18 protein-coding genes are annotated in these 22886 nt (G+C 66.6%); 14 read left to right on the top strand and 4 right to left on the bottom strand.

Annotation, left to right across the window (positions count from 1 at the left end):
• Nucleotides 1-5 precede the first annotated feature (5 nt).
• Together GRI75_RS12145 and GRI75_RS12140 are read left to right on the top strand one after the other, a co-directional pair.
• Nucleotides 6-1904 carry an XrtA/PEP-CTERM system amidotransferase gene (locus GRI75_RS12145; protein ID WP_160747260.1) on the top strand — a complete coding sequence of 633 codons (1899 nt, stop codon included), beginning with the start codon at nucleotides 6-8 and terminating at the stop codon, nucleotides 1902-1904.
• Nucleotides 1905-2075: 171 nt separating this feature from the next.
• Nucleotides 2076-3035 carry a crotonase/enoyl-CoA hydratase family protein gene (locus GRI75_RS12140; RefSeq protein ID WP_160747259.1) on the top strand — a complete coding sequence of 320 codons (960 nt, stop codon included), beginning with the start codon at nucleotides 2076-2078 and terminating at the stop codon, nucleotides 3033-3035.
• A 257-nt stretch (nucleotides 3036-3292) separates the two neighbouring features.
• Here GRI75_RS12140 and zapE read toward each other — a convergent pair whose 3' ends face one another.
• The 3 genes from zapE to GRI75_RS12125 form a co-directional block, all read right to left on the bottom strand.
• Nucleotides 3293-4405: a cell division protein ZapE gene (zapE, locus tag GRI75_RS12135; RefSeq protein WP_160747258.1), complete on the bottom strand. Its 1113-nt coding sequence runs from the start codon at nucleotides 4403-4405 to the stop codon at nucleotides 3293-3295.
• A gap of 1 nt (nucleotide 4406) precedes the next feature.
• A complete protein-coding gene (locus tag GRI75_RS12130; RefSeq protein ID WP_160747257.1) occupies nucleotides 4407-5189 on the bottom strand; it encodes a succinate dehydrogenase iron-sulfur subunit in 783 nt (260 codons plus the stop codon).
• A 149-nt stretch (nucleotides 5190-5338) separates the two neighbouring features.
• Nucleotides 5339-8176 (bottom strand): Rne/Rng family ribonuclease, encoded by a 2838-nt coding sequence (locus tag GRI75_RS12125; protein ID WP_160747256.1) that lies wholly within the window; start codon nucleotides 8174-8176, stop codon nucleotides 5339-5341.
• A gap of 498 nt (nucleotides 8177-8674) precedes the next feature.
• On the opposite strand from GRI75_RS12125, the gene GRI75_RS12120 reads away from it, so the two are divergent.
• From GRI75_RS12120 to GRI75_RS12090, 7 genes are all read left to right on the top strand, one after another.
• The gene (locus tag GRI75_RS12120; protein ID WP_328597982.1) at nucleotides 8675-9502 is read left to right on the top strand and encodes an N-acetylmuramoyl-L-alanine amidase family protein; all 828 of its coding nucleotides are present in this window, start codon (nucleotides 8675-8677) and stop codon (nucleotides 9500-9502) included.
• A gap of 291 nt (nucleotides 9503-9793) precedes the next feature.
• On the top strand, nucleotides 9794-12316 hold the full coding sequence (locus GRI75_RS12115) for a penicillin-binding protein 1A (protein WP_160747254.1): 2523 nt from the start codon (nucleotides 9794-9796) through the stop codon (nucleotides 12314-12316).
• Between the two features lie 56 nt (nucleotides 12317-12372).
• On the top strand, nucleotides 12373-12918 hold the full coding sequence (locus tag GRI75_RS12110) for a peroxiredoxin (protein WP_160747253.1): 546 nt from the start codon (nucleotides 12373-12375) through the stop codon (nucleotides 12916-12918).
• A 159-nt stretch (nucleotides 12919-13077) separates the two neighbouring features.
• Nucleotides 13078-14205 carry a peptide chain release factor 2 gene (prfB, locus tag GRI75_RS12105; protein ID WP_160747252.1) on the top strand — a complete coding sequence of 376 codons (1128 nt, stop codon included), beginning with the start codon at nucleotides 13078-13080 and terminating at the stop codon, nucleotides 14203-14205.
• Complete coding sequence (locus GRI75_RS12100) at nucleotides 14202-14942, top strand: class I SAM-dependent methyltransferase (protein WP_160747251.1); 741 nt, start codon at nucleotides 14202-14204, stop codon at nucleotides 14940-14942. The genes prfB and GRI75_RS12100 overlap by 4 nt, the downstream gene beginning before the upstream one ends.
• Nucleotides 14943-14965: 23 nt before the next feature.
• Nucleotides 14966-16372, top strand: coding sequence for an NAD(P)H-dependent flavin oxidoreductase (locus tag GRI75_RS12095; RefSeq protein ID WP_160747250.1), 1407 nt, complete (start codon nucleotides 14966-14968; stop codon nucleotides 16370-16372).
• Between the two features lie 372 nt (nucleotides 16373-16744).
• On the top strand, nucleotides 16745-17206 hold the full coding sequence (locus tag GRI75_RS12090) for an SH3 domain-containing protein (protein ID WP_160747249.1): 462 nt from the start codon (nucleotides 16745-16747) through the stop codon (nucleotides 17204-17206).
• 246 nt (nucleotides 17207-17452) lie between these two features.
• On the opposite strand, the gene GRI75_RS12085 is transcribed toward GRI75_RS12090, so the two are convergent.
• A complete protein-coding gene (locus GRI75_RS12085; protein WP_160747248.1) occupies nucleotides 17453-18649 on the bottom strand; it encodes a thiolase family protein in 1197 nt (398 codons plus the stop codon).
• Nucleotides 18650-19055: 406 nt separating this feature from the next.
• Here GRI75_RS12085 and ndhC point away from each other — a divergent pair, with 406 nt between their 5' ends.
• The 5 genes from ndhC (at nucleotide 19056) to GRI75_RS12060 (ending at nucleotide 22878) form a co-directional block, all read left to right on the top strand.
• Entirely contained in the window at nucleotides 19056-19430 is a 375-nt protein-coding gene (gene ndhC, locus GRI75_RS12080; protein ID WP_160747247.1) for an NADH-quinone oxidoreductase subunit A, read from the top strand.
• Between the two features lie 95 nt (nucleotides 19431-19525).
• Complete coding sequence (locus GRI75_RS12075; protein WP_160747316.1) at nucleotides 19526-20026, top strand: NuoB/complex I 20 kDa subunit family protein; 501 nt, start codon at nucleotides 19526-19528, stop codon at nucleotides 20024-20026.
• A 1-nt stretch (nucleotide 20027) separates the two neighbouring features.
• Complete coding sequence (locus tag GRI75_RS12070) at nucleotides 20028-20996, top strand: NADH-quinone oxidoreductase subunit C (protein ID WP_160747246.1); 969 nt, start codon at nucleotides 20028-20030, stop codon at nucleotides 20994-20996.
• Nucleotides 20996-22210 (top strand): NADH-quinone oxidoreductase subunit D, encoded by a 1215-nt coding sequence (locus GRI75_RS12065; protein ID WP_160747245.1) that lies wholly within the window; start codon nucleotides 20996-20998, stop codon nucleotides 22208-22210. The genes GRI75_RS12070 and GRI75_RS12065 overlap by 1 nt, the downstream gene beginning before the upstream one ends.
• Nucleotides 22210-22878: a complex I 24 kDa subunit family protein gene (locus tag GRI75_RS12060; RefSeq protein WP_160747244.1), complete on the top strand. Its 669-nt coding sequence runs from the start codon at nucleotides 22210-22212 to the stop codon at nucleotides 22876-22878. The genes GRI75_RS12065 and GRI75_RS12060 overlap by 1 nt, the downstream gene beginning before the upstream one ends.
• Nucleotides 22879-22886 lie beyond the last annotated feature (8 nt).

Raw genomic sequence — 22886 nt, 5'->3', positions numbered from 1 at the left:
AGCCGATGTGCGGGATCGCGGGAATATTCCATTGCGGCACGATCAAGCCGGTCGATCCGGCGCGGGTCGAGCGGATGAGCAACGCGCTCGCCCATCGCGGGCCTGACGGCTCGGGCGTGTGGACCGCCCCCGGTGTCGGACTGGGGCACCGTCGGCTGTCGATCATCGATCTCGAAGGTTCGCCGCAGCCGATGCACTCGGCCGACCAGCGCGCGGTGATCGTGTTCAACGGCGAGATCTACAACTACCGCGAACTGCGCCGGGAGCTGGCCGGGCTCGGCGCGCAGTTCCGCACCGACGGGGACACCGAAGTGATCCTCGCGGCCTGGCAGCAATGGGGCGTGGAGTGCCTCGGCCGCCTGCACGGTATGTTCGCCTTCGCGCTTTACGATCGCCACAAGCGCGAGCTGTTCCTGGCGCGCGATCGGCTTGGGGTGAAGCCGCTGTTCATGGCTCCGCTCAGCGACGGGAGCATGGCTTTCGCCTCCGAGCTGAAGGGCCTGCTGGCCCATCCGCTGCTGCGGCGGGAGGCCGATCCGCTAGCTGTCGAGGATTACCTCGCCTGGGGCTACGTGCCCGACCACCGATCGATCCTCAAAGGTGTAGAGAAGCTGCCGGCGGGGACTTACCGCCTGCTCCGCCACGACACGCCGCCTGCGGCGCCTGTGCGCTGGTGGGACGTCTCCTTTGCCGATCGGCGCAAGGGGCGCACCGCCGATCTCGAAGCCGAGCTGTTGCACCATCTTCGCGAGGCGGTGACCAGCCGAATAGTCGCCGACGTGCCGCTGGGCGCGTTCTTGTCCGGCGGCGTCGATTCCTCCAGCGTCGTCGCCCTCATGTCCGAAGCGAGCCGCGATCCGGTGAGGACTTGCTCGATCGGCTTCGATGTCGCGGCGCTCGACGAGACGTCGTACGCCGACCAAGTCGCGCAACTGTTCGCGACAGATCACCGGGCGCGCACCGTCAGTTCCGATCAGTTCGGCGAGATCGGCACCCTGGCCGCGATGTTCGACGAGCCTTTCGCCGATGCCTCGGCCCTGCCGACCTGGCGCGTGTGCCAGCTGGCACGCGAGACGGTGACCGTCGCGCTGTCGGGCGACGGGGCGGACGAGGCGCTCGCCGGTTATCGGCGGCATGTGTTCCATGCGCATGAGGAGCAGGCACGGCTGCTGCTGCCGCGGACATTCCGCGAAGGCGTGCTGGGCCGCATCGGATCGGTCTACCCGAAGGCGGACTGGGCGCCGCGTCCGCTGCGCCTGAAGACGACGCTGCTCTCGCTTGCGGGGAGTGGGGAGGAGGGTTACGCGAATGCGCTGTCCGTTACGCCGACGGACCTGCGCCGCTCGCTCTATGCACCCGGCTTCCGCCGCGAGATCGGCGACTACCGCGCGGAGGACCGGCTCGTCGCCCTTATGGCGGGCGCCCCTGCACGCAGCAGTCTCGACCGGGCGCAATACGCCGATCTCAAGTTCTGGCTGCCCGGCGACATCCTTACCAAAGTCGACCGCACGAGCATGGCAGTCGGCCTGGAGGCGCGCGAGCCGCTGCTCGACCATCGGCTTGTGGAGTTCGCCGCCGGCCTGCCCGAAGGGCTGCGCGTGCGTGGGCTGCAGGGCAAGCACCTGCTGAAGAAGGCGATGCGCCGCTATCTTCCCGCGCACATCCTCTACCGGCCGAAGCAAGGCTTCGTCACGCCCATCGCCCAGTGGCTGCGCGGTCCCCTCGCGGCAGAGGCGCGGGCGATCTCGACCAGCGCGGCGCTGGCTCGCACGGGCTGGTTCGACGCCGCGCGCATGTCGGCCGTCGCCGAAGCGCACATCTCCGGCCGTTCGGATCACTCGCGCCTGCTCTGGCAGATGCTGATGCTCGATCGTTCGCTGCGTCATCTGGGTGTCGCATCCTGAGGGCAAAGCGTCTGTAATCAGCGGGATGGTCTGTCCCAATCCGGCACCTGTGAAGTTCAGCGACAGACCAGGGTAAATAAACCGTTGCCAGATCGGATGTAGCCAGCGTAGATTCCTGAAAGGGCGCGAAAACACGCAAACGGTGGGCGCAGGGTTGCAAGCGGGGAAACCATGGACCGGTTGGCGGGGCACATCGACAATACTGACTCCAGAGCAAGCGGAGCAAATGATTCCGCTTTTGCTTTCGGAGAAGGAGAAGAGCACCTTCTTCAAGAGAGTGCTCTGCATAGTGCCATCGATCCCGGCCTGTTCGAACTCGATGAACTCGAAGTACTCTACGAAGCCCACACCGCGGCGCTGTGGACCTACATGACGCCGGTCGGCCGTCCGAGCTTCACCCCGCCGATGCTGCGCGACTTCGAAAGCTGGCAGCGGCTGATCGCAGGCAGCTTCGGCCCGGACAAAGTGCCGCTGCGGTACCTCGTGCTCGGCAGCCGCGCACCGGGCGTGTTCTGCTTCGGCGGTGACCTGCAGCTGTTCCACAAGCTGATCGAGACCGGCAATCGGCAGGGCCTGGCGCAATACGGCTTCCGCTGCGTCGAGATTCTCTACCGCAACATGCATTCGCTCGACCTGCCGATGCTGACCATCGGCCTCGTCGAAGGCGCGGCGCTGGGCGGCGGGTTCGAGGCGCTGCTGTCGTTCGATTTCCTGATTGCGGAACGCGGAGCGACTTTCGGCCTGCCGGAAGTTCTCTTCGGCCTGTTCCCCGGCATGGGCGCGCATGCGCTGCTCTCGCGCAAGCTCGGCAGTGCGATGGCCAACCGGCTGATCCTTTCGAACGAGACCTACACCGCCGAGCAGATGTACGAGCTCGGCATCGTCCACCAGCTTGTCGAACCGGGCGAAGGGCTCAAGGCCTGCCGCGAGTTCATCAAGCGGTCCGAGCGGCGCCACCTCGGCCTCGTCAACTCGCGCAAGGCGATGAAGCGGACGCGGGCCGTCGAGCTGAGCGAACTGAAGGACATCGTCGAGCTTTGGGCCGACGCGGCGCTCCAGCTTTCCGCGCAAGACCTCAAGGTCATGAGCCGCCTCACCCGCGCGCAGGAACGCCTCGCAGCCAGCGCCTGAGGCGCGTTCCAACCGTCCGTTCGTCGCCTGTCCAACCACGAGCGTTGCGCCCGCGTCCTTCGACAAGCTCAGGACGAACGGATCGGGTGTGCTGTGTTCCTCTCGCCCTTGATCCCACCTCCGTTCGTGGTGAGCCTGTCGAACCATGTGAGCGCGACCTATGCCGTCGACGAACTTGCTAGCACCCTCTGAATACCAGTCCGTTCGTGGTGAGCTTGTCGAACCACGTGAGCGCGAGCTCGCCACGGCGTAACAGATCAGTTCTCGCCGTGGCCTTCCGCCAGGTAATCGGCGCTTTGCATTTCCTTCAGGCGGCTCACGGTGCGGGAGAACTCGAAGCTGCCGTCCCCCGCGGTGTAGAGGTCTTCCGGCTCGGCGGCCGCCGTCGCGAACAGCTTCACGCGGTTCTCGTACAGCGCGTCGATCAGGGTGACGAAGCGGGCCGCTTCGTTGCGCATGTCGGCATCCATCGCCGGGATGCCGACGATGATGACGGTATGATAGGCCTGGGCGATGGCGAGGTAGTCCGCCGCGCCGCGCGGTTCGCCGCACAGCCGCTTGAAGCTGAACACGGCGACACCCTTGAGGCTCTTGGGCACGTGCAGCGTGCGTCCGCCGCCTAGGTCCAGGTCGGCCGAGGGCACGTGCGCCGCATCTTCGGGCTTGTAGTCGGTCAGCCGGAAGAATGCCTCGCGCACTTGCGCGGTGGCTTCGGCGCCGATCGGCGCGTGCCAGGTGTCGAGTCCGCCGAGCCGGTCCAGCCGGTAATCGACCGGACCGTTGAGCTCCAGCACGTCGAGCTCCTGCTCGATCAGATCGATGAAGGGCAGGAACAGCCCGCGGTTGATGCCGTCCTTGTAGAGATCGCGCGGCGGGCGGTTGGAGGTGGTGACGACGGTCACGCCGTGGTCGCGGATCAGGGCGGTGAACAGGCGACTCATGATCATCGCGTCGGCGGTGTTCTTGACCACCATCTCGTCGAACGCGAGGCAGCGCACGTCCTCGGCGATACGCGCGGCGGCCGGGGCGATCGGGTCGCCGGCCTCCTTCTTGCGCTCGTCGCGCAGCAGCCGGTCGACTTCGAGCATGAAGGCGTGGAAGTGCACGCGGCGTTTGCGCCGGACCGGGAGCGTTTCGACGAACAGGTCCATCAGCATGGACTTGCCGCGCCCGACACCACCCCAGATGTAAGCGCCACGCACCCGCTGCGGGGCTTTGCCGAACAGGCGGGCGAGGGGCCCCGGCTCGCGCGCGGCGACCAGTTCGTCCTGGAGGCGCTGGAGGCGCTCCGCCGCGGCGCGCTGTTCGGCATCCGGCCGCAGCTCTCCGGCCGCGACCAGCGCCTCGTAGCGCGCGAGGATGCCGCTCATGTCAGAGCTGGCGCTCGACCAGCAACTTCTTGGTCTCGGCGATCGCCTTGGCCGGGTTGAGGCCCTTGGGGCACACGTTGGCGCAGTTCATGATCGTGTGACAGCGGTAGAGCCGGAACGGATCCTCGAGATCGTCGAGCCGTTCGCCCGTCATCTCGTCGCGGCTGTCGGCCAGCCAGCGATAGGCCTGGAGCAAGATCGCCGGGCCGAGGAACTGGTCGGAGTTCCACCAGTAGCTCGGGCAAGCGGTCGAGCAGCAGGCGCACAGGATGCATTCGTAAAGCCCGTCGAGCTTCTCGCGCTGCTCGGGGCTTTGCAGCCGTTCCTTGCCGCTCGGCGTGGTGGTGACCGTCTGCAGCCAGGGCCGGATGCTGGCGTACTGGGCGTAGAAGTGGCTGAAGTCGGGGACCAGGTCCTTGACGACTTCCATGTGGGGCAGGGGGGTGATGCGGATCTCCCCCTTCAGGTCTTCCATCGCCGTCGTGCAGGCGAGGCCGTTCCGGCCGTTCATGTTCATCGAGCATGAGCCGCAAATGCCTTCGCGGCAGGAGCGGCGGAAGGTCAGCGTGGGGTCGATCTCGTTCTTGATCTTGATCAGCGCGTCGAGAACCATGGGGCCGCAATCGTCGAGGTCGAGCTCGAACGTGTCGTAGCGCGGGTTCTCTCCGCTTTCCGGATCCCAGCGATAGATCTTGAACCTTTGCACCCGCTTCGCGCCTTCCGCGCGGTGGGTCTGGCCCTTGCCGGTGATCTTGCTGTTCTTCGGGAGTGTGAACGTGGCCATCGGAGTTCCTTGCTGACGCGGCCTATCTAACGATCCTCGCGCACGGAGCAAGGGCAGTCGCCACGGCGCGCAAGGGGAACAGATGGAGCGGGAAGGGCAACCGGATCGCCGCCCCGGCTTTCACCGGGACGACGATCCTGATCGGCTGCTTATTCGCCGAAAGTCCGCTGCCACCAGCCGCGGCGCTGCTTGCCGCCGGAGGTGTTCTCCTCCGCAGCGGGCGCTTCCTCGCCGGTCTCGGAGTCGTTCGCTGCGCTGGGCGCCGGTTCGGCTTCCGGTGCTGCGACTTCCGCCGGTGCCGCTTCGGCTTCGACCGCCGCCGGTTCCGCTTCAGCCGCTTCGGCATCGGCCTTCTTTCGGCGGGTGCGCTTGGGCTTGGCCGGAACCGGATCTTCCGCGGTCACCGGATCGGCGCTGCCTTCCTGGGCAGGCGCTTCCTCGACTGGCGCTTCCTCGGTCGCCTTCTTCGAGCGCGAGCGCCGCTTGGGCTTGGCTTCGGCTTCGACCACCGGAGCTTCCTCGCCTGCCGGGGCCATCTGCGAAGGCGCATCCTCGGCCACCGGAGCGGCCTCGGTCGCGTCCTCGACCGCAACCTTGCGGCGCGAGCGGCGCTTCGGCTTTTCCTCAACCGGAGGAGCTTCCTCGGCCTCAGGCGCTTCGAAGGCGGGCGCCTCCTCGGCAGCTACCGGCAGATCGTCGGAAGCCTGGTCGTCGTAGTCGGAGCCGGTCTCCTCGCCACCTTCGCCGGCAGCGTTCTCGTCACCGCCCTCGCGCCGCTTCCGCCGGCGGCCGCCGCGACGGCGACGCTTCCTGGGCCGTTCCTCGCCGTCTTCCGCGGCTTCCTCGCGCTCCGGACGTTCTGCGCGCTCGAGCTGCTCGGCAGGCTCTTCGCCTTCCTCCAGGGGACGGTCTTCGCCCACTTCGCGCATCTTGTTGCGGCCACGTCCCCCGCGGCGGCGACGGCGCTTGCCCCCGCGACCGTCATCGGAATCCTCGGACCGTTCGGACCTGTCGCCGGACCGCTTGTCGGAGCGATCTTCCTCTTCCTCCTCGTCCTCTTCGATCTCGTCCTCTTCCACGAGGTCGAGATCGTCGTCGTCTTCCACGACAATCGGTTCGAACTTCGGAGTCATGGTCGGGCGCGGGCCGGAGCTGGCGACGCGCATCTTGGCGCCTTCGTTCTCGCCCTCCGGCACGACTTCGACCGACACGCCGTAGCGCGCTTCGATCTCCGCGAGATCGGCGCGCTTGGCGTTGAGCAGGTAGATCGCCGCTTCGGTCGAGGCATAGAGCGTGATCGTCGTGCCCTTGCCCTTGGCCGCTTCGTCCTCGATCAGGCGCAGGGCGGAAAGCCCGGCGCTGCTGGCGGTGCGGACAAGGCCGGTGCCGTCGCAGTGCGGGCACTGGCGGGTGGTCGCCTCGAGCACGCCGGTGCGCAGGCGCTGGCGGCTCATCTCCATCAGGCCGAAGCCCGAGATGCGGCCGACCTGGATGCGCGCGCGGTCGTTCTTGAGCGCGTCCTTCATCGCCTTCTCGACCTTACGGACGTTCGATCCGTATTCCATGTCGATGAAGTCGATCACGACCAGCCCGGCCATGTCGCGCAGGCGCAGCTGGCGGGCGATCTCGCGCGCCGCTTCGAGGTTGGTGGCGACCGCCGTCTGCTCGATGCCGTGCTCCTTGGTGGAGCGGCCCGAGTTGATGTCGATCGAGACGAGCGCCTCGGTCGGGTTGATCACCAGGTAGCCGCCGCTCTTCAGCTGCACGACCGGATCGTACATTGCCGAAAGCTGGTCTTCCGCGCCGTAGCGCTGGAACAGCGGCACGGGATCGGAATAGGCCTTCACCCGCCGCGCATGGCTGGGCATCAGCAGCTTCATGAATTCCTTGGCCGAACGGAACCCGTCGGCGCCCTCGACCACGACTTCCTCGATCTCGCGGTTGTAGATGTCGCGGATCGCGCGCTTGATCAGGTCGCTGTCCGAATGGATCAGCGCGGGCGCGCTCGACTTCAGCGTGGTTTCGCGGATCTCGTCCCACAGGCGGGCGAGATAGTCGAAGTCGCGCTTGATCTCGGTCTTGGTGCGCTGGAGGCCGGCGGTGCGCACGATCAGGCCCATCGCGCGGGGGAGCTTGAGCTCGCCGACGATCGACTTGAGGCGCTTGCGGTCGCTGGCGCTGGAGATCTTGCGCGAGATGCCGCCGCCATGGCTCGAGTTCGGCATCAGGACGCAGTAGCGGCCGGCGAGGCTGAGATACGTGGTCAGCGCGGCGCCCTTGTTGCCGCGTTCTTCCTTGACGACCTGGACCAGCAGGACCTGGCGGCGCTGGATGACGTCCTGGATCTTGTAGCGGCGGCGCAGCGCCATGCGCTTGTCGCGCAGTTCGTCCATCGCCTTCGCGCGGTTGCGCCCGCCGCCCTGGCGGCGGCCTTTGCCGCGGCGGCCGCGGCGCTGGTCGGGCTCGCCGTCCTCGTCGACGACGGTTTCCTCGTCTTCGCTTTCGGAGTCGCCGGCCCCGGCCTCACCGTCGTGATCGTCTTCGTCTTCCCCGTTGGCGAACTGCCCGTCTTCGATGGTGGCGACGTCGTCCTTCTCGGACGTGTCGATTTCCTCGATGCCGGCATCGTCGTCGTCGTCGTGATCGTGGTCGCCGTCTTCCTCGTCCTCGTCGGCGCGCAACGCGGCTTCTTCTTCCGCATGCGCCTCTTCCTCGGCGAGCAGGGCCTCGCGGTCCTCCTTGGGGATTTGGTAGTAGTCGGGATGAATTTCGCTGAAGGCCAGGAAGCCATGGCGATTGCCGCCGAAATCGACGAACGCCGCCTGCAGCGACGGTTCGACCCGCGTGACTTTGGCTAGGTAGATATTGCCTTTGATCTGCTTGTGATCTGCAGATTCAAAATCGAATTCCTCAATCCGGTTGCCTTTGAGCACCGCCACCCGGGTTTCTTCCGAGTGGCGCGCATCGATCAACATGCGCGTTGCCATTGAATAGTCTCCATGCGCGGCGTGCCCCTGCATACGTCGGGGCATGTGCCCTTCCGAGGGGAGCGGCGGAGCGCATCTCTGTGTGAAATCCGGCGCGTGGGCCTCTGCCCGAAACGCGAACGGAAGATGAAACGGCACCGTCGCGCATGATGGCGGCGGCGCTGCGGAATGTGTCTGCCATGGCGAAAAGGCGCAGGGGTTCGGTCTGCGCGCGCGCACCAACCGCCGCGTCGCAACCCAATGGCTGCGGCGAAACGGACGGGCTCACTCTTTTCATTATGGCATCAACCTGTGTGCATTTTCCGAACGACCGCTAAGGTCATCGGCATTGGCCGGGCAGACTTCCGCCCGGTCCTCCAATTGCTAGCACCGCGGTTCCGGTCCGGCAACCTTGTTGCGCGGACACGCAAAAATCCCCTGTTCCGCAGGCGAGCACGCCGATAGGCGTAACGCGGGATGTGGCACCGCTTGCAAATCGCGCTGGTTTTCCTGGCGCCCGTGGCCTTGATCGGCGGGCTGTACCTGCTCGGCCTGGCCCTGCCGGTACCGCATCTGGGCCGCGACTACGTAATCCGCATGCCGCTGCCGGCCGCGGGCGCGGCAATCGGCCTGCCGCCGATCGAAGGGCCGACCGATCCTACGCGCCCGCTCGTCGTGATCGACGCCGGCCACGGCGGGCACGATCCAGGCGCCGTGGGGGAAGGATTCCGCGAGAAGACCCTCGCGCTCGGTCTCGTCCGCGCCTTGCGCGACCGGCTGCTGCGCGACGGTGGCGTACGCGTGGCGCTGACGCGCGACGACGACAGGTTCCTGGTGCTGGAGGAGCGGGTGGCCATCGCCCGCGCGCTCGGCGCCGACCTGTTCCTGTCGGTCCACGCAGATTCGGCCGGGGAAAAGAACGAAGTCTCCGGCGCCAGCGTCTACACCCTGTCGGAACGGGCTTCGAGCGAGGCCGCCGCCCGTTTCGCCGCGCGGGAGAACAGCGCCGACCAGGTGAACGGCGTCCCGCTGGCCGGGCGCAGCGCGAACGTGAACTCGATCCTCGTCGAACTGTCGCAACGGCGCTCCTCGGAAGGCTCCGCCGGCTTCGCCAGCCTGATCCTGCGCGAAGGGGAGGGCGTGCTGCGCTTCCACCCGCAGGCGCGGCGCGCGGCCTCGCTGGCGGTGCTGCGGGCGCCGGACGTGCCGTCGGTGCTCTACGAAGCGGGGTTCGTCACCAACCCCGAAGACGCCGACCGGCTCGCATCCCCCGAAGGACGCGAACGCTTCGCCACCGTCATGGCCCGGGCGATCCGCATCCATTTCGCTCGGCAGACCGGCGCCTGACGCCTCCCGACCCGCCGGCCACTGTTCCCAACTCGCGAAAACCGTCACCCTGAACTCGTTTCAGGGTCCATTTCCCCGCCCGCGCGGAGCTTGCCGGAAAGCGCCGCGAGGCCGTGCGCCACAGTGGGGGCCGTGCGGGTTGACAAATGGATGCTGAAACCAGTTCAGCATGACGATCTTGGACGGGCGAGGCGGACCGGCGAGGCAACCAGCACCCCCATCCCCCGTGCGACGACATGATGCCATTCATTCTGGCGCGAGACGGAATCACCGTGCTAAGGCGCCGCGGCAATGGATGATACCGAGCAATCGCGTGCCGAATACTTCCGCTACCGCATCCGCCGGGATGCGAGCGGGGCGTTGAACTGGTTCCGCCAGAACTGGAGCAGCAAGCGCTGGTTCCGGTGGGGCTCGATCGGTCTCGCCGCCGCGCTGGTGGTGTGGATCGTGGGCTGGGCGCTGCTCGCCCGCGGCCTGCCCGACGCAGAGACGCTGCTCGACTACGAGCCGCCGCTGCCCAGCATGGTGCGCGGGATCGATGGCGAGATCGTCCACTCCTACGCGCGCGAGCGGCGCGTTCAGCTGCAGTTCCAGGATTTCCCGCGCCAGCTGATCAATTCCTACACCTCGGCCGAGGACAAGACTTTCTGGACCCACGGGGGCATCGACATCGGCGGCTTCACCGGTGCGGTGATCGATTATGTCAGCAAGATCGGGTCGGGGCAGCGCGCCGTCGGCGGTTCGACCATCACCCAGCAGGTGGCCAAGAACATTCTTGTGGGCGACGAGTACTCGGTCACCCGCAAGCTGAAGGAGATGATCCTCGCCCGCCGCATCGAAGGCGTGCTGAACAAGCAGGAGATCATCACCCTCTACCTCAACGAGATCCCGCTCGGCCGCCGCAGCTTCGGCGTGCAGGCGGCGAGCCGGGCCTACTTCAACAAGGACGTGGGCGATCTCGAGCTGCACGAGATGGCCTTCCTGGCGATCCTGCCCAAGGCGCCGGAACGCTACAGCCGCGCCCGCAACGCCGAGCTGGCGATCGAGCGGCGTAACCACGTGCTCCGGCAGATGCAGGACAACGGCCACATCACCGCGGCCGAGGCGGCGGCGGCCCAGGCCAAGCCGCTCGGGCTCATCACCCAGCGCGAGGACACTTATTCCGCCGACGCCGGGTACTTCCTGGAGGAAGTGCGGCGCGAGCTGATGGGCAAGTACGGCGAGCAGGCGGAAGACGGGCCGCACAGCGTCTATGCCGGCGGCCTGTGGGTGCGCACCTCGCTCGATCCCGAGTTTCAGGATGCCGCCCGCGATGCGCTCCGCCAGGGCATGCTGCGCTATTCGGCGGGGAAGGGCTGGCACGGGCCGGTCGCCACGCTCGATCCCGACAGCGGGGACCTTACCGAACAACTGGCCTCAGCCAATCTCGGGATCAACTACCAGAACTGGCGGATCGGCGTCGTTACCGAGCGGAACGGTTCGGACGCCCGCATCGGCTTCGCCAATGGCGAGGAAGCGCCGCTGGGCGGTCTCCCCGATGCGCTGAGGGTCGGTCATGTCATCGCCGCCTCGCCGCAAGGCAATGGCTGGCGCGTGCGGACAGTGCCGGAAGTCTCCGGCGGCTTCGTCGCCATGGACCCGCACAGCGGCCGCGTGCTGGCCATGCAGGGCGGCTTCGACAGCCGTCTGGGCGATTTCAACCGCGCCACGCAGGCGCTGCGCCAGCCGGGTTCGACCATCAAGCCATTCGTCTATGCCACGGGGCTCGACCAGGGGATGACCCCGGCCACGATGATCCCCGACCAGACTTACTGCGTCTACCAGGGCGCCAATCTGGGCGAGAAGTGCTTCCGGAACTTCGGCGGCGGCGGCGGCGGCGTGCACACGATGCGCTGGGGGCTGGAGCAGTCGCGCAACCTGATGACTGTCCACATCGCGTCGGACGCGGGGATGGAGAACGTCACCCGCACGTTCAGCCGGTTCGGCATCGGCGATTATGAGAACTACCTGTCGTTCGCGCTCGGCGCCGGCGACACGACCGTGCTCAAGATGGTCGATGCCTATGCCGCGCTGTTCAACCACGGCGTTCAGCATGCGCCGACCCTGATCGACTATGTGCAGGACCGCCGCGGCAAGGTGATCTGGCGCGCCGACAAGCGCGAATGCACCCGCTGCAACTTGGACGAATGGGACGGCAAGGGAATGCCGCGCCTGCGCCAGGCCGGTAAGCAGGTGATCGACGGGCGCACGGCCTATCAGGTGGTCCACATGCTCGAAGGCGTTGTCCAGCGTGGCACCGCAGTGCGGCTGCGCGCGCTCGAACTCCCGCTGGCGGGCAAGACCGGCACGACCAGCGGCCCGACCAACGCCTGGTTCGTGGGCGGCTCGCCGGATCTCGTGGTCGGCACGTATCTCGGCTTCGACCAGCCGCGCAACATGGGTGGCTGGGTCCAGGGCGGGAACACCGCCGCGCCGATCTTCAAGGACTTCGTCGAAGCGACCCGCGACCGGTGGAACGGGCGTCCGTTCCTGGCCCCCAACGGGGTGCGCATGGTGCGGATCGACCGCCGTTCCGGCACCCGCGTGTTCGACGCATGGCCTACCAACGATCCGCTCAGCGGCGTGATCTGGGAAGCGTTCAAGCCGGATACCGAGCCGCGCCGGACCCAGCGGCAGGACGAGATCGACGTCATGCGCGAGATGATCCTGGCGCAGCTGCGCCGGCGCGAACGGGCGGTGACCAGCAACGCCACCCGCGCCGTGCAGGGCCCGCCGCCGGAGGACTTCGTGGAGGAGCAGGGCGGGATCTACTGATCCCGTCCGGCAGATTGGATTCGACAGCACAGGCGCGAGGCGGCAGAGTAACCACCATGAAACGCACCCTTTCGATCCTCGCTCTGGCATCCTTTGCACTGGCCGCCGTTCCCGCGACCGCGGCGTTGCAGAAGGGCGCCAAGGCTCCGGCAGTCGTCACGCAAGGCGCGCTGGCGGGCAAGGCCTACACGTTCGACCTGCACAAGGCGCTGAAGAAGGGCCCGGTCGTGCTCTACTTCTTCCCCGCCGCCTTCACGCCCGGCTGCACGCTGGAGGCGAACGCTTTCGCCGAAGCCATTCCCGCGTTCAACAAGGCCGGGGCGCAGGTCGTCGGCATGTCGGCCGATCCGATCGACAAGCTGAAGGACTTCTCGCGCAAGGAATGCCGCGACAAGTTCCCCGTGGCCTCGGCCAGCCAGGAGACCGTCAAGGCGTTCGACGTGGCGCTCAAGCGCGGCGACAAGGACACCGGGCTGACCGACCGCACGTCCTACGTCATCGCCCCCGACGGTCGAATCGCGATGGTCCATTCCGATCTCGACTGGCGCGAGCACGTGAAGCTCACCCTCGATGCCGTGCAGGCAATGAAAGCGAAGTCGTAGTCGCCGTCGTCCCGGGCCTGACCCGGGACCGCTGGCCTCCTGGTCCGTTCTGGCGGCCAGCGGTCCCGGATCAAGTCCGGGACGACGAGGCCGACCCATCCCCTTTCCCTATCCAATGGCCTGCGCTAGGCGGGCGGCGAATTTCTTGGAGAGCTTCCCATGCGTGCCGAAGGGCAGGCCCATATTGATCGGATCGAAGCGGCTCTGGCGCTGGTGCGCCGGTCGCTGGACTGGGACCGCGCCTTGCGCCGGCTCGACGAGCTCAACGCCCGGGTCGAGGACCCGACCTTGTGGAACGATCCCAAGCGGGCCGAGGAAGTCATGCGCGAGCGCCGCCGGCTCGAAAGCGCGATCGGCACCGTGAACGAGATCTCCGCCGAGATGGCCGACGCCGTCGAATTCGTCGAACTGGGCGAAGCCGAAGGTGACGACGCGGTCATCGCCGACGGGCTCGAATCTCTCCAACGTCTCGCCGAACGTGCCGACGCCGACAAAGTCCAGGCGCTGATGGGCGGCGAGGCCGACGCCAACGACACCTACATCGAAATCCACGCCGGCGCGGGCGGCACCGAAAGCCAGGACTGGGCGGAAATGCTCTTCCGCATGTACGCCCGCTGGGCCGAGCGCCGCGGCTTCAAGGTCGAGACCGTCGAGTACCAGGCCGGCGAGCAGGCCGGCATCAAGTCGGCCACGCTGCAAGTCAAAGGCGAGAACGCCTACGGCTATGCCAAGACCGAAAGCGGCGTCCACCGCCTGGTCCGCATCAGTCCCTACGACAGCGCCGCGCGCCGCCACACCAGCTTTTCGAGCGTGTGGGTCTACCCGGTGATCGACGACAACATCGAGATCGAGGTCAACGAAGGCGACCTCAAGATCGACACCTACCGCGCCAGCGGCGCCGGCGGGCAGCACATCAACACCACCGACAGCGCGGTGCGCATCACGCACATGCCGACCGGGATCGTCGTCGCCAGCCAGCACGACCGCAGCCAGCACAAGAACCGCGCCACGGCGATGAACATGCTCAAGGCGCGGCTCTACGAAGCCGAACTCGCCAAGCGCGAAGCCGTCGCCGCGGGTGAGTACCAGGAAAAGACCGAGATCGGTTGGGGCCACCAGATCCGCAGCTACGTCCTGCAGCCCTACCAGATGGTCAAGGACCTCCGGACCGGCGTCGTCTCGACCAGCCCCGACGACGTGCTCGACGGCAAGATCGACGACTTCATCGCTGCCGCGCTAGCCCAGCGGGTGACCGGCGAAGCGGTCGAGGTGGAGGACGTCGATTGAAGCTTGCCGCCGCTCTCTGCCTGGCATTGCTGGCGCTCGGCGGCTGCGAGGAAGTCGCCGACGAGGAACGGCCGCCCACGGCGCGCGAGTTCCCGCGGCCCTACCGCCCCGTATCGGCGGCGGTCAGCAACACGTTCTCCAACGAGCAGGCGCGTGACGACCGGCGCGAAGCCGTCACCGTGATGGACCTGGCCGACATCCGCCGCGGCATGACCGTGGCCGACATCGGCGCGGGCGAGGGCTACTACACCGTGCGCCTTGCCGAGCGCGTCGGCCGCAACGGCCGCGTTTTGGCCGAGGACATCGACCGCGACGCCCTGGCCCGGCTCGGCAGCCGCGTCGAAGCAGAGCGCCTCGACAACGTTTCGATAAAGCTCGGCACGCCCGACGATCCCAGGCTGCCCAGGGGCAGCTTCGACCGCATCTTCATGGTCCACATGTACCACGAAGTGTCGGAGCCTTACGCCTTCCTCTGGCGGCTGCGCCCGGCACTGAAGAAGAACGGATCGGTGATCGTGGTCGACGTCGACCGGCCGACCAGCGAGCACGGCACGCCGCCCAAGCTGCTTTTTTGCGAATTCGGCAGTGTGGGCTTTCGCCTCGCCGAATTTGTCCGTAAACCCGAGATCGCCGGCTATTATGCCCGGTTCGAGCCGGCCGGGGAACGTCCCGAGCCGCACGAAATTGAACCCTGCAGTCAGCCGGGCGACGAAAACATTCCAACCGCCGCTGGCTGAAGACAGGGACTAGAGGTTCTACGATGGCATTCAAAGGTCTGAGACCGATCAGCTATGGCGGCCGCGAGGTTTGGCCGTTGATCGAAGGCGGCAAGGGCGTTTCCGCGACCAATCACATGAGTTCGGGCGCCTGGGCGGCTGCCGGCGGGATCGGCACGATCAGCGCCGTCAACGCCGATAGCTACGATGCCGAAGGCAAGATCATCCCGCAGATCTATAACCAGCTGACCCGGCTCGAACGCCACGACCAGCTGGTCCGCTATGCCATCGACGGTGCCGTGGAGCAGGTCCGCCGGGCCTACGACGTCGCCAACGGGCAGGGCGCGATCAACATCAACGTGCTGTGGGAAATGGGCGGCGCGCAGCAGGTCCTCGAAGGTGTGCTGGAGAAGACCCGCGGCCTCGTCACCGGCGTCACTTGCGGTGCCGGCATGCCCTACAAGCTGGCGGAGATCGCCGCGCGCTTCAACGTCAGCTACTTGCCGATCATCAGCTCGGCTCGCGCCTTTCGGGCGCTGTGGAAGCGTTCCTACCACAAAGTCTCCGAACTGCTCGGCGCGGTGGTTTATGAGGACCCCTGGCTTGCCGGCGGGCACAACGGCCTGTCGAATGCCGAAGATCCCGAGAAGCCGGAGGATCCCTATCCCCGCGTGAAGGCGGTCCGCGACACCATGCGCGCCGAAGGCATCTCCGACGACGTGCCGATCGTGATGGCCGGCGGCGTCTGGTACTTGCGCGAGTGGGACCACTGGATCGACAACCCCGAACTGGGCACGATCGCCTTCCAGTACGGCACCCGGCCGCTGCTGACCGAGGAAAGCCCGATCCCGCAGGGCTGGAAGGACGCGTTGCGCGATCTCGAGGAAGGCGACATCCTCCTCCACCGCTTCAGCCCGACCGGCTTCTACAGCTCGGCCGTGCGCAACCCCTTCCTGCGCAATCTCGAAGAGCGCAGCGAGCGGCAGATCCCCTACTCGCGGGTCGAGGCGGGCGAGCACACCGTCCAGCTCGACGTCGGCGTGAAGGGCAAGAACTTCTGGGTCGCGCCCAAGGACCGCGACCGGGCCCGCAGCTGGGTTCTGGAAGGCCACACCGAAGCGCTCAAGACTCCCGACGACACCGTCGTGTTCGTCACCCCGGAAGAACGCGCGATCATTCGCGAGGACCAGGCCGCCTGCATGGGCTGTCTCTCGCACTGCGGGTTCTCGTCGTGGAAGGACCATGACGATTACACGACCGGCCGCCTGGCCGATCCGCGCAGCTTCTGCATCCAGAAGACCCTGCAGGACATCGCCCACGGCGGACCCGTGGAGGAAAACCTGATGTTCGCCGGCCACAGCGCGTTCCGCTTCAAGCAGGATCCGTTTTACTCGAACAACTTCACCCCCACGGTGAAGCAGTTGGTGGACAGGATCCTGACCGGCGACTGAGGACGCGGGCCGGTCCTTCGAGACGGGCCCTCGGCTTCCGGCTTCGGTCCATCCTCAAGACAAGGGGGGTGGGGTCCGAGCACCCGTGCCAACAACTCGTCATCCCCGCGAAAGGCTCTGCTGAGCCTGTCGAAGTACGGGGATCCCGCTTGCGACGGCTGTGGCTCCGCAAGCGGGGTTCCCGCTTTCGCGGGAATGACGGGGGCGGTGGGGGAGGTGATCGTCCCGGGCGGATTGGCGTGCTCCCAGGCCCTATCCCCACCCGTTCGTCCTGAGGAGCGAGGACGCAGTCCGAGTGTCTAGAAGGACCGAGGCCCGGAGAACGAGATCAGGCGCTTGATGCGGCTTCGGCCGGGCTGCTAGACGGTAGCCATGCTTCGCTTCCTGTTGCTTTTCCTCGCCCTTGTCCTGACCGCTCCCGCATCCGCACAGGAACGCGAGGTGCCTTATTGGGCGTCGCTCCGCTCGGACGAGGTCAACATGCGCGTCGGCCCGAGCGAGAACTACCCGGTCGACTGGGTCTACAAGCGCCGCAACCTGCCGGTGAAAGTCGTGCGGCTGATGCAAGGCTGGCGCCTCGTGCGCGATCCGGAAGGGACGCAGGGCTGGGTCGTCGCCCGCCTGCTCAGCCCGGAGCGGAGCGCAATCGTGATCGGCGAGGGCGTGGCCGCGATGCGCGAGGAGCCTTCGGAGTCTTCCGACTTGCGCTGGAAAGTCGAGCCTGGCGTCGTCGGCATGCTCGGCGAGTGCGAGGCAGGTTGGTGCGAGCTCGACGTCGAAGGCCGCAAAGGCTGGGTCGAGCAGGACCGCCTCTGGGGCGCCGGCGAACCCTGAGCACGCGGCCGTTCGTCCTGAGGAGCGAGACCAGTCTGAGCGTCTCGAAGGACCCGGCGGGGTGCGACGGTGGCGGTCCTTCGAGACGGTCCCTCAGCCTTCGGCTTCGATCCCTCCTCAGGACGAACGGAAGGGGGTGGCGGGACGGCTTGACTCCTCTGACCCAATCGGAGCCCTCCACCCACCCGTTCGTCCTGAGGAGCGAGGACGCAGTCCGAGCGTCTCGAAGGACCGGCCGCCGGGCTGTCAGTACATCTCCACCGCGATGGCGGTGGCTTCACCGCCGCCGATGCACAGCGATGCGATGCCGCGCTTCTTGCCCTGTTGTTTGAGGGCGCCCAGCAGGGTGACGATGATCCGCGTGCCGCTGGCGCCGATCGGGTGTCCGAGCGCGGTTCCGCCGCCGTTGACGTTGATCCGGTCGTGCGGGATGCCGATGTCGCGCATCGCGAACATGGTGACGCAGGCGAACGCCTCGTTCACTTCCCACAAGTCCACGTCGTCGGCGCTCCAGCCCGTCTGGGCCAGCAGCTTCTGGATTGCCCCAACAGGGGCCGTGGTGAAGGCCCGCGGCTCCTGCGCATGAGCGGTCATGCCGACGATCTTGGCCACCGGCGCAAGGCCGCGCTCCTTGGCGGCACTCTCGCGGGCGATGACCACGGCAGCCGCGCCGTCGGAGATCGAGGAAGAGGTCGCGGCGGTGATCGTGCCGTCCTTGGCGAAGGCGGGCTTCAGTTGCGGGATCTTCTCCGGCCGGCCCTTGCTGGGGGCTTCGTCCGTATCGACGACCACTTCGCCCTTGCGGGTCTTGATGGTAACGGGGGCGATCTCGTCGGCGAAGGCGCCGCTGGCGATCGCCTTGTTGGCCCGGGCCAGCGACTCGACCGAATAGGCGTCCATCTCCTCTCGGGTGAGTTGGTATTCGTCCGCCGTGCACTGCGCGAAGGCGCCCATCGCCGCGCCTTCCTCATAGGCATCTTCGAGCCCGTCGAGGAACATGTGATCGTAAGCGGTGTCGTGCCCGAGCCGCGCGCCGGAGCGGTGCTTCTTGAGCAGGTAGGGCGCATTGGTCATGCTCTCCATCCCGCCGGCAATGACGAGATCCACCGTGCCGGCAGCGAGCGCCTCCGCGCCCATGATCACCGTCTGCATGCCGCTGCCGCAGACTTTGTTCACCGTGCTCGCCTGGACGGTCTTCGGCAGGCCAGCCTTGAGCGCCGCCTGGCGGGCAGGGGCCTGGCCCAGGCCCGCCGGAAGCACGCAGCCCATGTAGATCCGGTCGACGTCCTCGCCCGACACGCCGGCACGCTCGACCGCGGCTTTGACCGCAGTTGCCCCCAGGTCGGTCGCCGAGGCGTCGGCGAGTGCACCTTGCATGCCGCCCATCGGCGTGCGCGCGTAGGAAAGAATGACGACCGGATCGGACTCGGAGAACTGGGGCATAGGAGAACCTCGAAACCTGGGGATTGAAGGCGTATCCCCCGTCTAATGTTGCGCCGCAGCGAAAGCAATCGGCGCGCCCGCGCGACTTGCGCCGCCTGGCTCCACGACAATTCCCGACATCGTCGCCCCGAACTTCCTAAAACCGTCACCCTGAACTTGTTTCAGGGCCCATTCCTCCACCCGTTCGGACCTGCGACTGAAGGCACCATGGATGCTGAACCGAGTTCAGCATGACGGGCATCCACGGCCGCGAGCCGTTCGTCAAACTCCACCTCAAAGGCATCGGCCAGCTCACCTCCCTTGCCGCGGACCGGGGCTGGCCGGTAATTCAGGTGTGGCGGGCCTTGAACCGCCGGGCGGGGCGGACTAGGGCGCGCAGCGAAACCGTTGTAATCGAGTCAGGCGCTTGGTGGACTTAATCCAGTATCTGCCCATTCTGATCTTCCTCGGCATCGCCCTGGGGCTCTCGGGGCTGTTCGTGTTCCTGCCGATGGGCGTGGCCCGTCTGACCGGCGCGCACAATCCGCATGCCGACAAGCTGAGCGAGTACGAATGCGGCTTCCCCGCGTTCGAGGACCCGCGCAGCCAGTTCGACGTGCGCTTCTATCTGATTGCGATCCTGTTCATCGTATTCGACCTCGAAGCGGCGTTCCTGTTTCCCTGGGCCGTCAGCCTCGACCTGACGGGCTGGCCGGGCTGGATCACCATGATGGTGTTCCTGTTCGAACTTACCGTCGGGCTGGCCTACGCGTGGAAGAAGGGAGCGCTGGAATGGGAATGAAGGACGAAGGGCCGCTCGACCACGCGCTCGCCAATCCGGGCGCGACGAACGTCACAGGGCCGGCCTATAACCCGACGATCCACCCCGAGATCCGCATGCCGGGGGAGGATTACTTCAACTCGATCAGCACCGAGGTGAACGACAAGGGCTTCCTCGTCACCAGCACCGAGGATCTGTTCCAGTGGGCCCGCACCGGCAGCCTGTGGTGGATGACGTTCGGCCTGGCGTGCTGCGCGGTCGAGATGATCCACGTCAACATGCCGCGCTACGACATGGAGCGGTTCGGCGTCGCCCCGCGCGCCAGCCCGCGCCAGTCGGACGTGATCATCGTCGCCGGCACGCTGTGCAACAAGATGGCTCCGGCTTTCCGGCGGGTTTACGACCAGATGTCGGAACCGAAGTACGTCATCTCGATGGGCAGCTGCGCCAACGGTGGCGGCTACTATCACTACAGCTACAGCGTCGTGCGCGGATGCGACCGGATCGTGCCGGTGGACATCTACGTGCCGGGCTGCCCGCCGACGGCGGAAGCGCTGCTCTACGGCGTGATGCAGCTCCAGCGGAAGATCCGCCGCGAAGGGACGATTGAGCGCTGACATGGCAACAGTTCTGCACTCCGCCCCGCGCTTCTCGTCCAGCGAGGGCGTAAAGGACCGGCTCTCCGCCGCGCTCGGCGACATGCTCGTCGCCGCGGCCGAGGAGAACGGCGAGGTCATTCTCACGGTGCGGCGCGAAAGCATCGAGGATGCCCTGCGCCTGCTGCGTGACGAGCATGCCTATCAGCAGCTTATGGACATCGCCGGTGTCGACTACCCGCAGCGCCCCGAGCGCTTCGAAGTGGTCTACATGCTGCTGTCGCTGACCCGGAACCACCGTGTCATCGTCAAGCTGAGCACCGACGAGCACAAGCCGGTGCCGACCGTGACCACGCTGTGGCCGAACGCGGGCTGGCTGGAGCGCGAGGCGTTCGACCTGTTCGGCGTGCTGTTCGAAGGCAACACGGATCTGCGGCGGATCCTCACCGACTACGGATTCGAAGGTCATCCCTTCCGCAAGGACTTCCCGCTCACCGGCTATCAGGAACTGCGCTACTCCGAAGAGGAGAAGCGCGTGGTCTATGAGCCGGTCGAGTTGCCGCAGGACTTCCGCAACTTCGATTTCATGAGCCCGTGGGAAGGCGCGAACTACGTTCTTCCGGGCGACGAGAAGTCGGAAGTGCCGCCGCCCGCACCGAACCCGCAGGGCGTGCCGGAGCCCGGCGGCAAGAGCGACACGAAGGAGCCGGAGACGCGCGGTGCGCCGCGCACCGACACTCCCAAGACGACCGACACCCCCGAGGAAACCGGCGCAGGCCGGGCGACCGACAAGAAGGCGGCCGAACACGTCGCCCCGGCGGAGATTTCGAGCGGCTCGGTATCGGGGCAGGGCGATGCCAACCCCGATCCTGTGGAGACGGGGACCGACGAACCCGGCGCGCCTAAGCCGACCGAGGATCGTCCCACGCGCAAGTCGTCCGCACGCGGCAGCAAAGCCGCCGCGAAGCAGGATAAGGACGGAGAGAACTGATGGCCGGCCTAGTCCAGGAAGCGTCGCCGACCACCGAAGGCGGCACTGTCAGCAACTACACGATCAACTTCGGCCCGCAGCATCCGGCCGCGCACGGCGTGCTGCGCCTGGTGATGGAGCTCGACGGCGAGGTGATCGAGCGGATCGATCCGCACGTCGGCCTGCTGCATCGCGGCACCGAGAAGCTGATCGAGTACAAGACCTACCTGCAGGCTCTGCCCTATTTCGACCGGCTCGACTACTGCAGCCCGATGTGCATGGAGCACACCTGGGTTCTGGCGATCGAGAAGCTGCTCAACCTCGAGGTGCCGATCCGGGCGCAGTACCTGCGGGTGCTGTTCGCCGAGCTGACGCGCATCAAGAACCACATGCTCAACATCGGCAGCCACGTCATGGACGTCGGCGCGATGACGCCGAACCTGTGGCTGTTCGAGCTGCGCGAAGACTGCATGAACTTCTACGAGCGGGTCTCCGGCGCGCGCATGCACGCGGCCTACTTCCGCCCGGGCGGTGTGCACCAGGACGCGCCGCTGAAGCTGCTCGCCGACATCGGCGACTGGGTCGACAAGCGCCTCCCGGAGCTATTCGAGGACGCCATGAGCCTCGTCGTCGACAACCGCATCTTCAAACAGCGCAACGTCGACATAGCTAAAGTTAGTAAAGAAGACGCGATCGCCTGGGGCTTCTCCGGCCCGATGATCCGCGCCGCCGGCATTCCCTGGGACCTGCGCAAGAGCCAGCCTTACGACGTCTACGACCGCATGGACTTCGACGTGCCCGTCGGCACCAACGGCGACTGCTATGACCGGATGATGGTCCGGGTCGAGGAAGTCCGCCAGTCGGCCCGCATCATAAAGCAGTGCCTGGCCGAGATGCCCGAAGGGCCGATCGCCAGCACCGACCGCAAGATCGTGCCGCCCAAGCGCGGCGAGATGAAGCAGTCGATGGAAGCGCTGATCCACCACTTCAAGCTCTACACCGAAGGCTTCCACGTTCCGGCCGGCGAAGTCTATGTCGCCACCGAGAGCCCCAAGGGCGAGTTTGGCGTCTATCTGGTGTCGGACGGGTCGAACAAGCCGTACCGCTGCAAGATCCGCCCGACCGCCTTCAGTCACCTCCAGGCGATGGATTTCATGGCAAAGGGCCACATGCTGCCAGACGCGACCGCCATTCTCGGCGCGATCGACGTCGTGTTCGGGGAGTGCGACCGCTAATGGCCGTGCGCGCACCCCATCCCGACACTCCCGAACTGCGCGAGCGGTGGGGTTCGTTCACCTGGACCGACGAGAACGCCGCCAAGGCGAAGGAAATCGTCAAGCGCTATCCCGAAGGGCGGCAGCGTTCGGCGGTCATGCCGCTGCTCGATCTCGCCCAGCGGCAGGTCGGCGCGGAGACGAACACGCAAGGCTGGCTGCCGATCCCGGTGATCGAATTCGTCGCCGACTATCTCGGCATGCCGGCGATCCGCGTGCTCGAAGTCGCCAGCTTCTACACGATGTACAACCTCGCGCCGGTCGGCCGTTTCCACGTGCAGGTCTGCGGCACCACGCCGTGCATGCTGCGTGGATCGGACGACATTCTCGAAGCCTGCTACAAGCGCGGCATGAAGAAGGGCCACACGACCGAGGACGGTCTGTGGACGCTGACCGAAGTCGAATGCATGGGCAACTGCGCCACCGCGCCAATGGTCCAGATCAACGATGGCAACTACGAGGACCTGACACCCGAGCGGCTCGACCGCGTGCTCGACGAGCTCGCCGCTGGGCGCCAGCCGAAAGAAGGTACGCAGGAGCCGGGCCGTCACACCTCCGAGCCGGTCGGTGGGCCGACCACGCTCAAGGAAATGGTCGGCGAGAACCACGATTACCGAGGCGAGTGGTGAGGAAGAAG

This window comes from Croceibacterium soli (assembly GCF_009828065.1).
GTDB classification, from domain to species: Bacteria; Pseudomonadota; Alphaproteobacteria; order Sphingomonadales; family Sphingomonadaceae; genus Croceibacterium_B; species Croceibacterium_B soli.
The sequence above is the reverse complement of the archived record's forward strand: the minus strand, read 5'-3'. Positions and strand labels throughout refer to the sequence as shown.

Coding starts and splice junctions, on each gene's coding strand:
- GRI75_RS12085 (WP_160747248.1), bottom strand. CDS start 18,649: ATGCCCCAGTTCTCCGAGTCCGATCCGGTCGTCATTCTTTCCTACGCG.
- GRI75_RS12075 (WP_160747316.1), top strand. CDS start 19,526: ATGCCGGGGGAGGATTACTTCAACTCGATCAGCACCGAGGTGAACGAC.
- GRI75_RS12090 (WP_160747249.1), top strand. CDS start 16,745: ATGCTTCGCTTCCTGTTGCTTTTCCTCGCCCTTGTCCTGACCGCTCCC.
- prfB (WP_160747252.1), top strand. CDS start 13,078: ATGCGTGCCGAAGGGCAGGCCCATATTGATCGGATCGAAGCGGCTCTG.
- zapE (WP_160747258.1), bottom strand. CDS start 4,405: ATGAGCGGCATCCTCGCGCGCTACGAGGCGCTGGTCGCGGCCGGAGAG.
- GRI75_RS12065 (WP_160747245.1), top strand. CDS start 20,996: ATGGCCGGCCTAGTCCAGGAAGCGTCGCCGACCACCGAAGGCGGCACT.
- GRI75_RS12130 (WP_160747257.1), bottom strand. CDS start 5,189: ATGGCCACGTTCACACTCCCGAAGAACAGCAAGATCACCGGCAAGGGC.
- GRI75_RS12145 (WP_160747260.1), top strand. CDS start 6: ATGTGCGGGATCGCGGGAATATTCCATTGCGGCACGATCAAGCCGGTC.
- GRI75_RS12070 (WP_160747246.1), top strand. CDS start 20,028: ATGGCAACAGTTCTGCACTCCGCCCCGCGCTTCTCGTCCAGCGAGGGC.
- GRI75_RS12125 (WP_160747256.1), bottom strand. CDS start 8,176: ATGGCAACGCGCATGTTGATCGATGCGCGCCACTCGGAAGAAACCCGG.
- GRI75_RS12110 (WP_160747253.1), top strand. CDS start 12,373: ATGAAACGCACCCTTTCGATCCTCGCTCTGGCATCCTTTGCACTGGCC.
- GRI75_RS12115 (WP_160747254.1), top strand. CDS start 9,794: ATGGATGATACCGAGCAATCGCGTGCCGAATACTTCCGCTACCGCATC.
- GRI75_RS12140 (WP_160747259.1), top strand. CDS start 2,076: ATGGACCGGTTGGCGGGGCACATCGACAATACTGACTCCAGAGCAAGC.
- GRI75_RS12095 (WP_160747250.1), top strand. CDS start 14,966: ATGGCATTCAAAGGTCTGAGACCGATCAGCTATGGCGGCCGCGAGGTT.
- GRI75_RS12060 (WP_160747244.1), top strand. CDS start 22,210: ATGGCCGTGCGCGCACCCCATCCCGACACTCCCGAACTGCGCGAGCGG.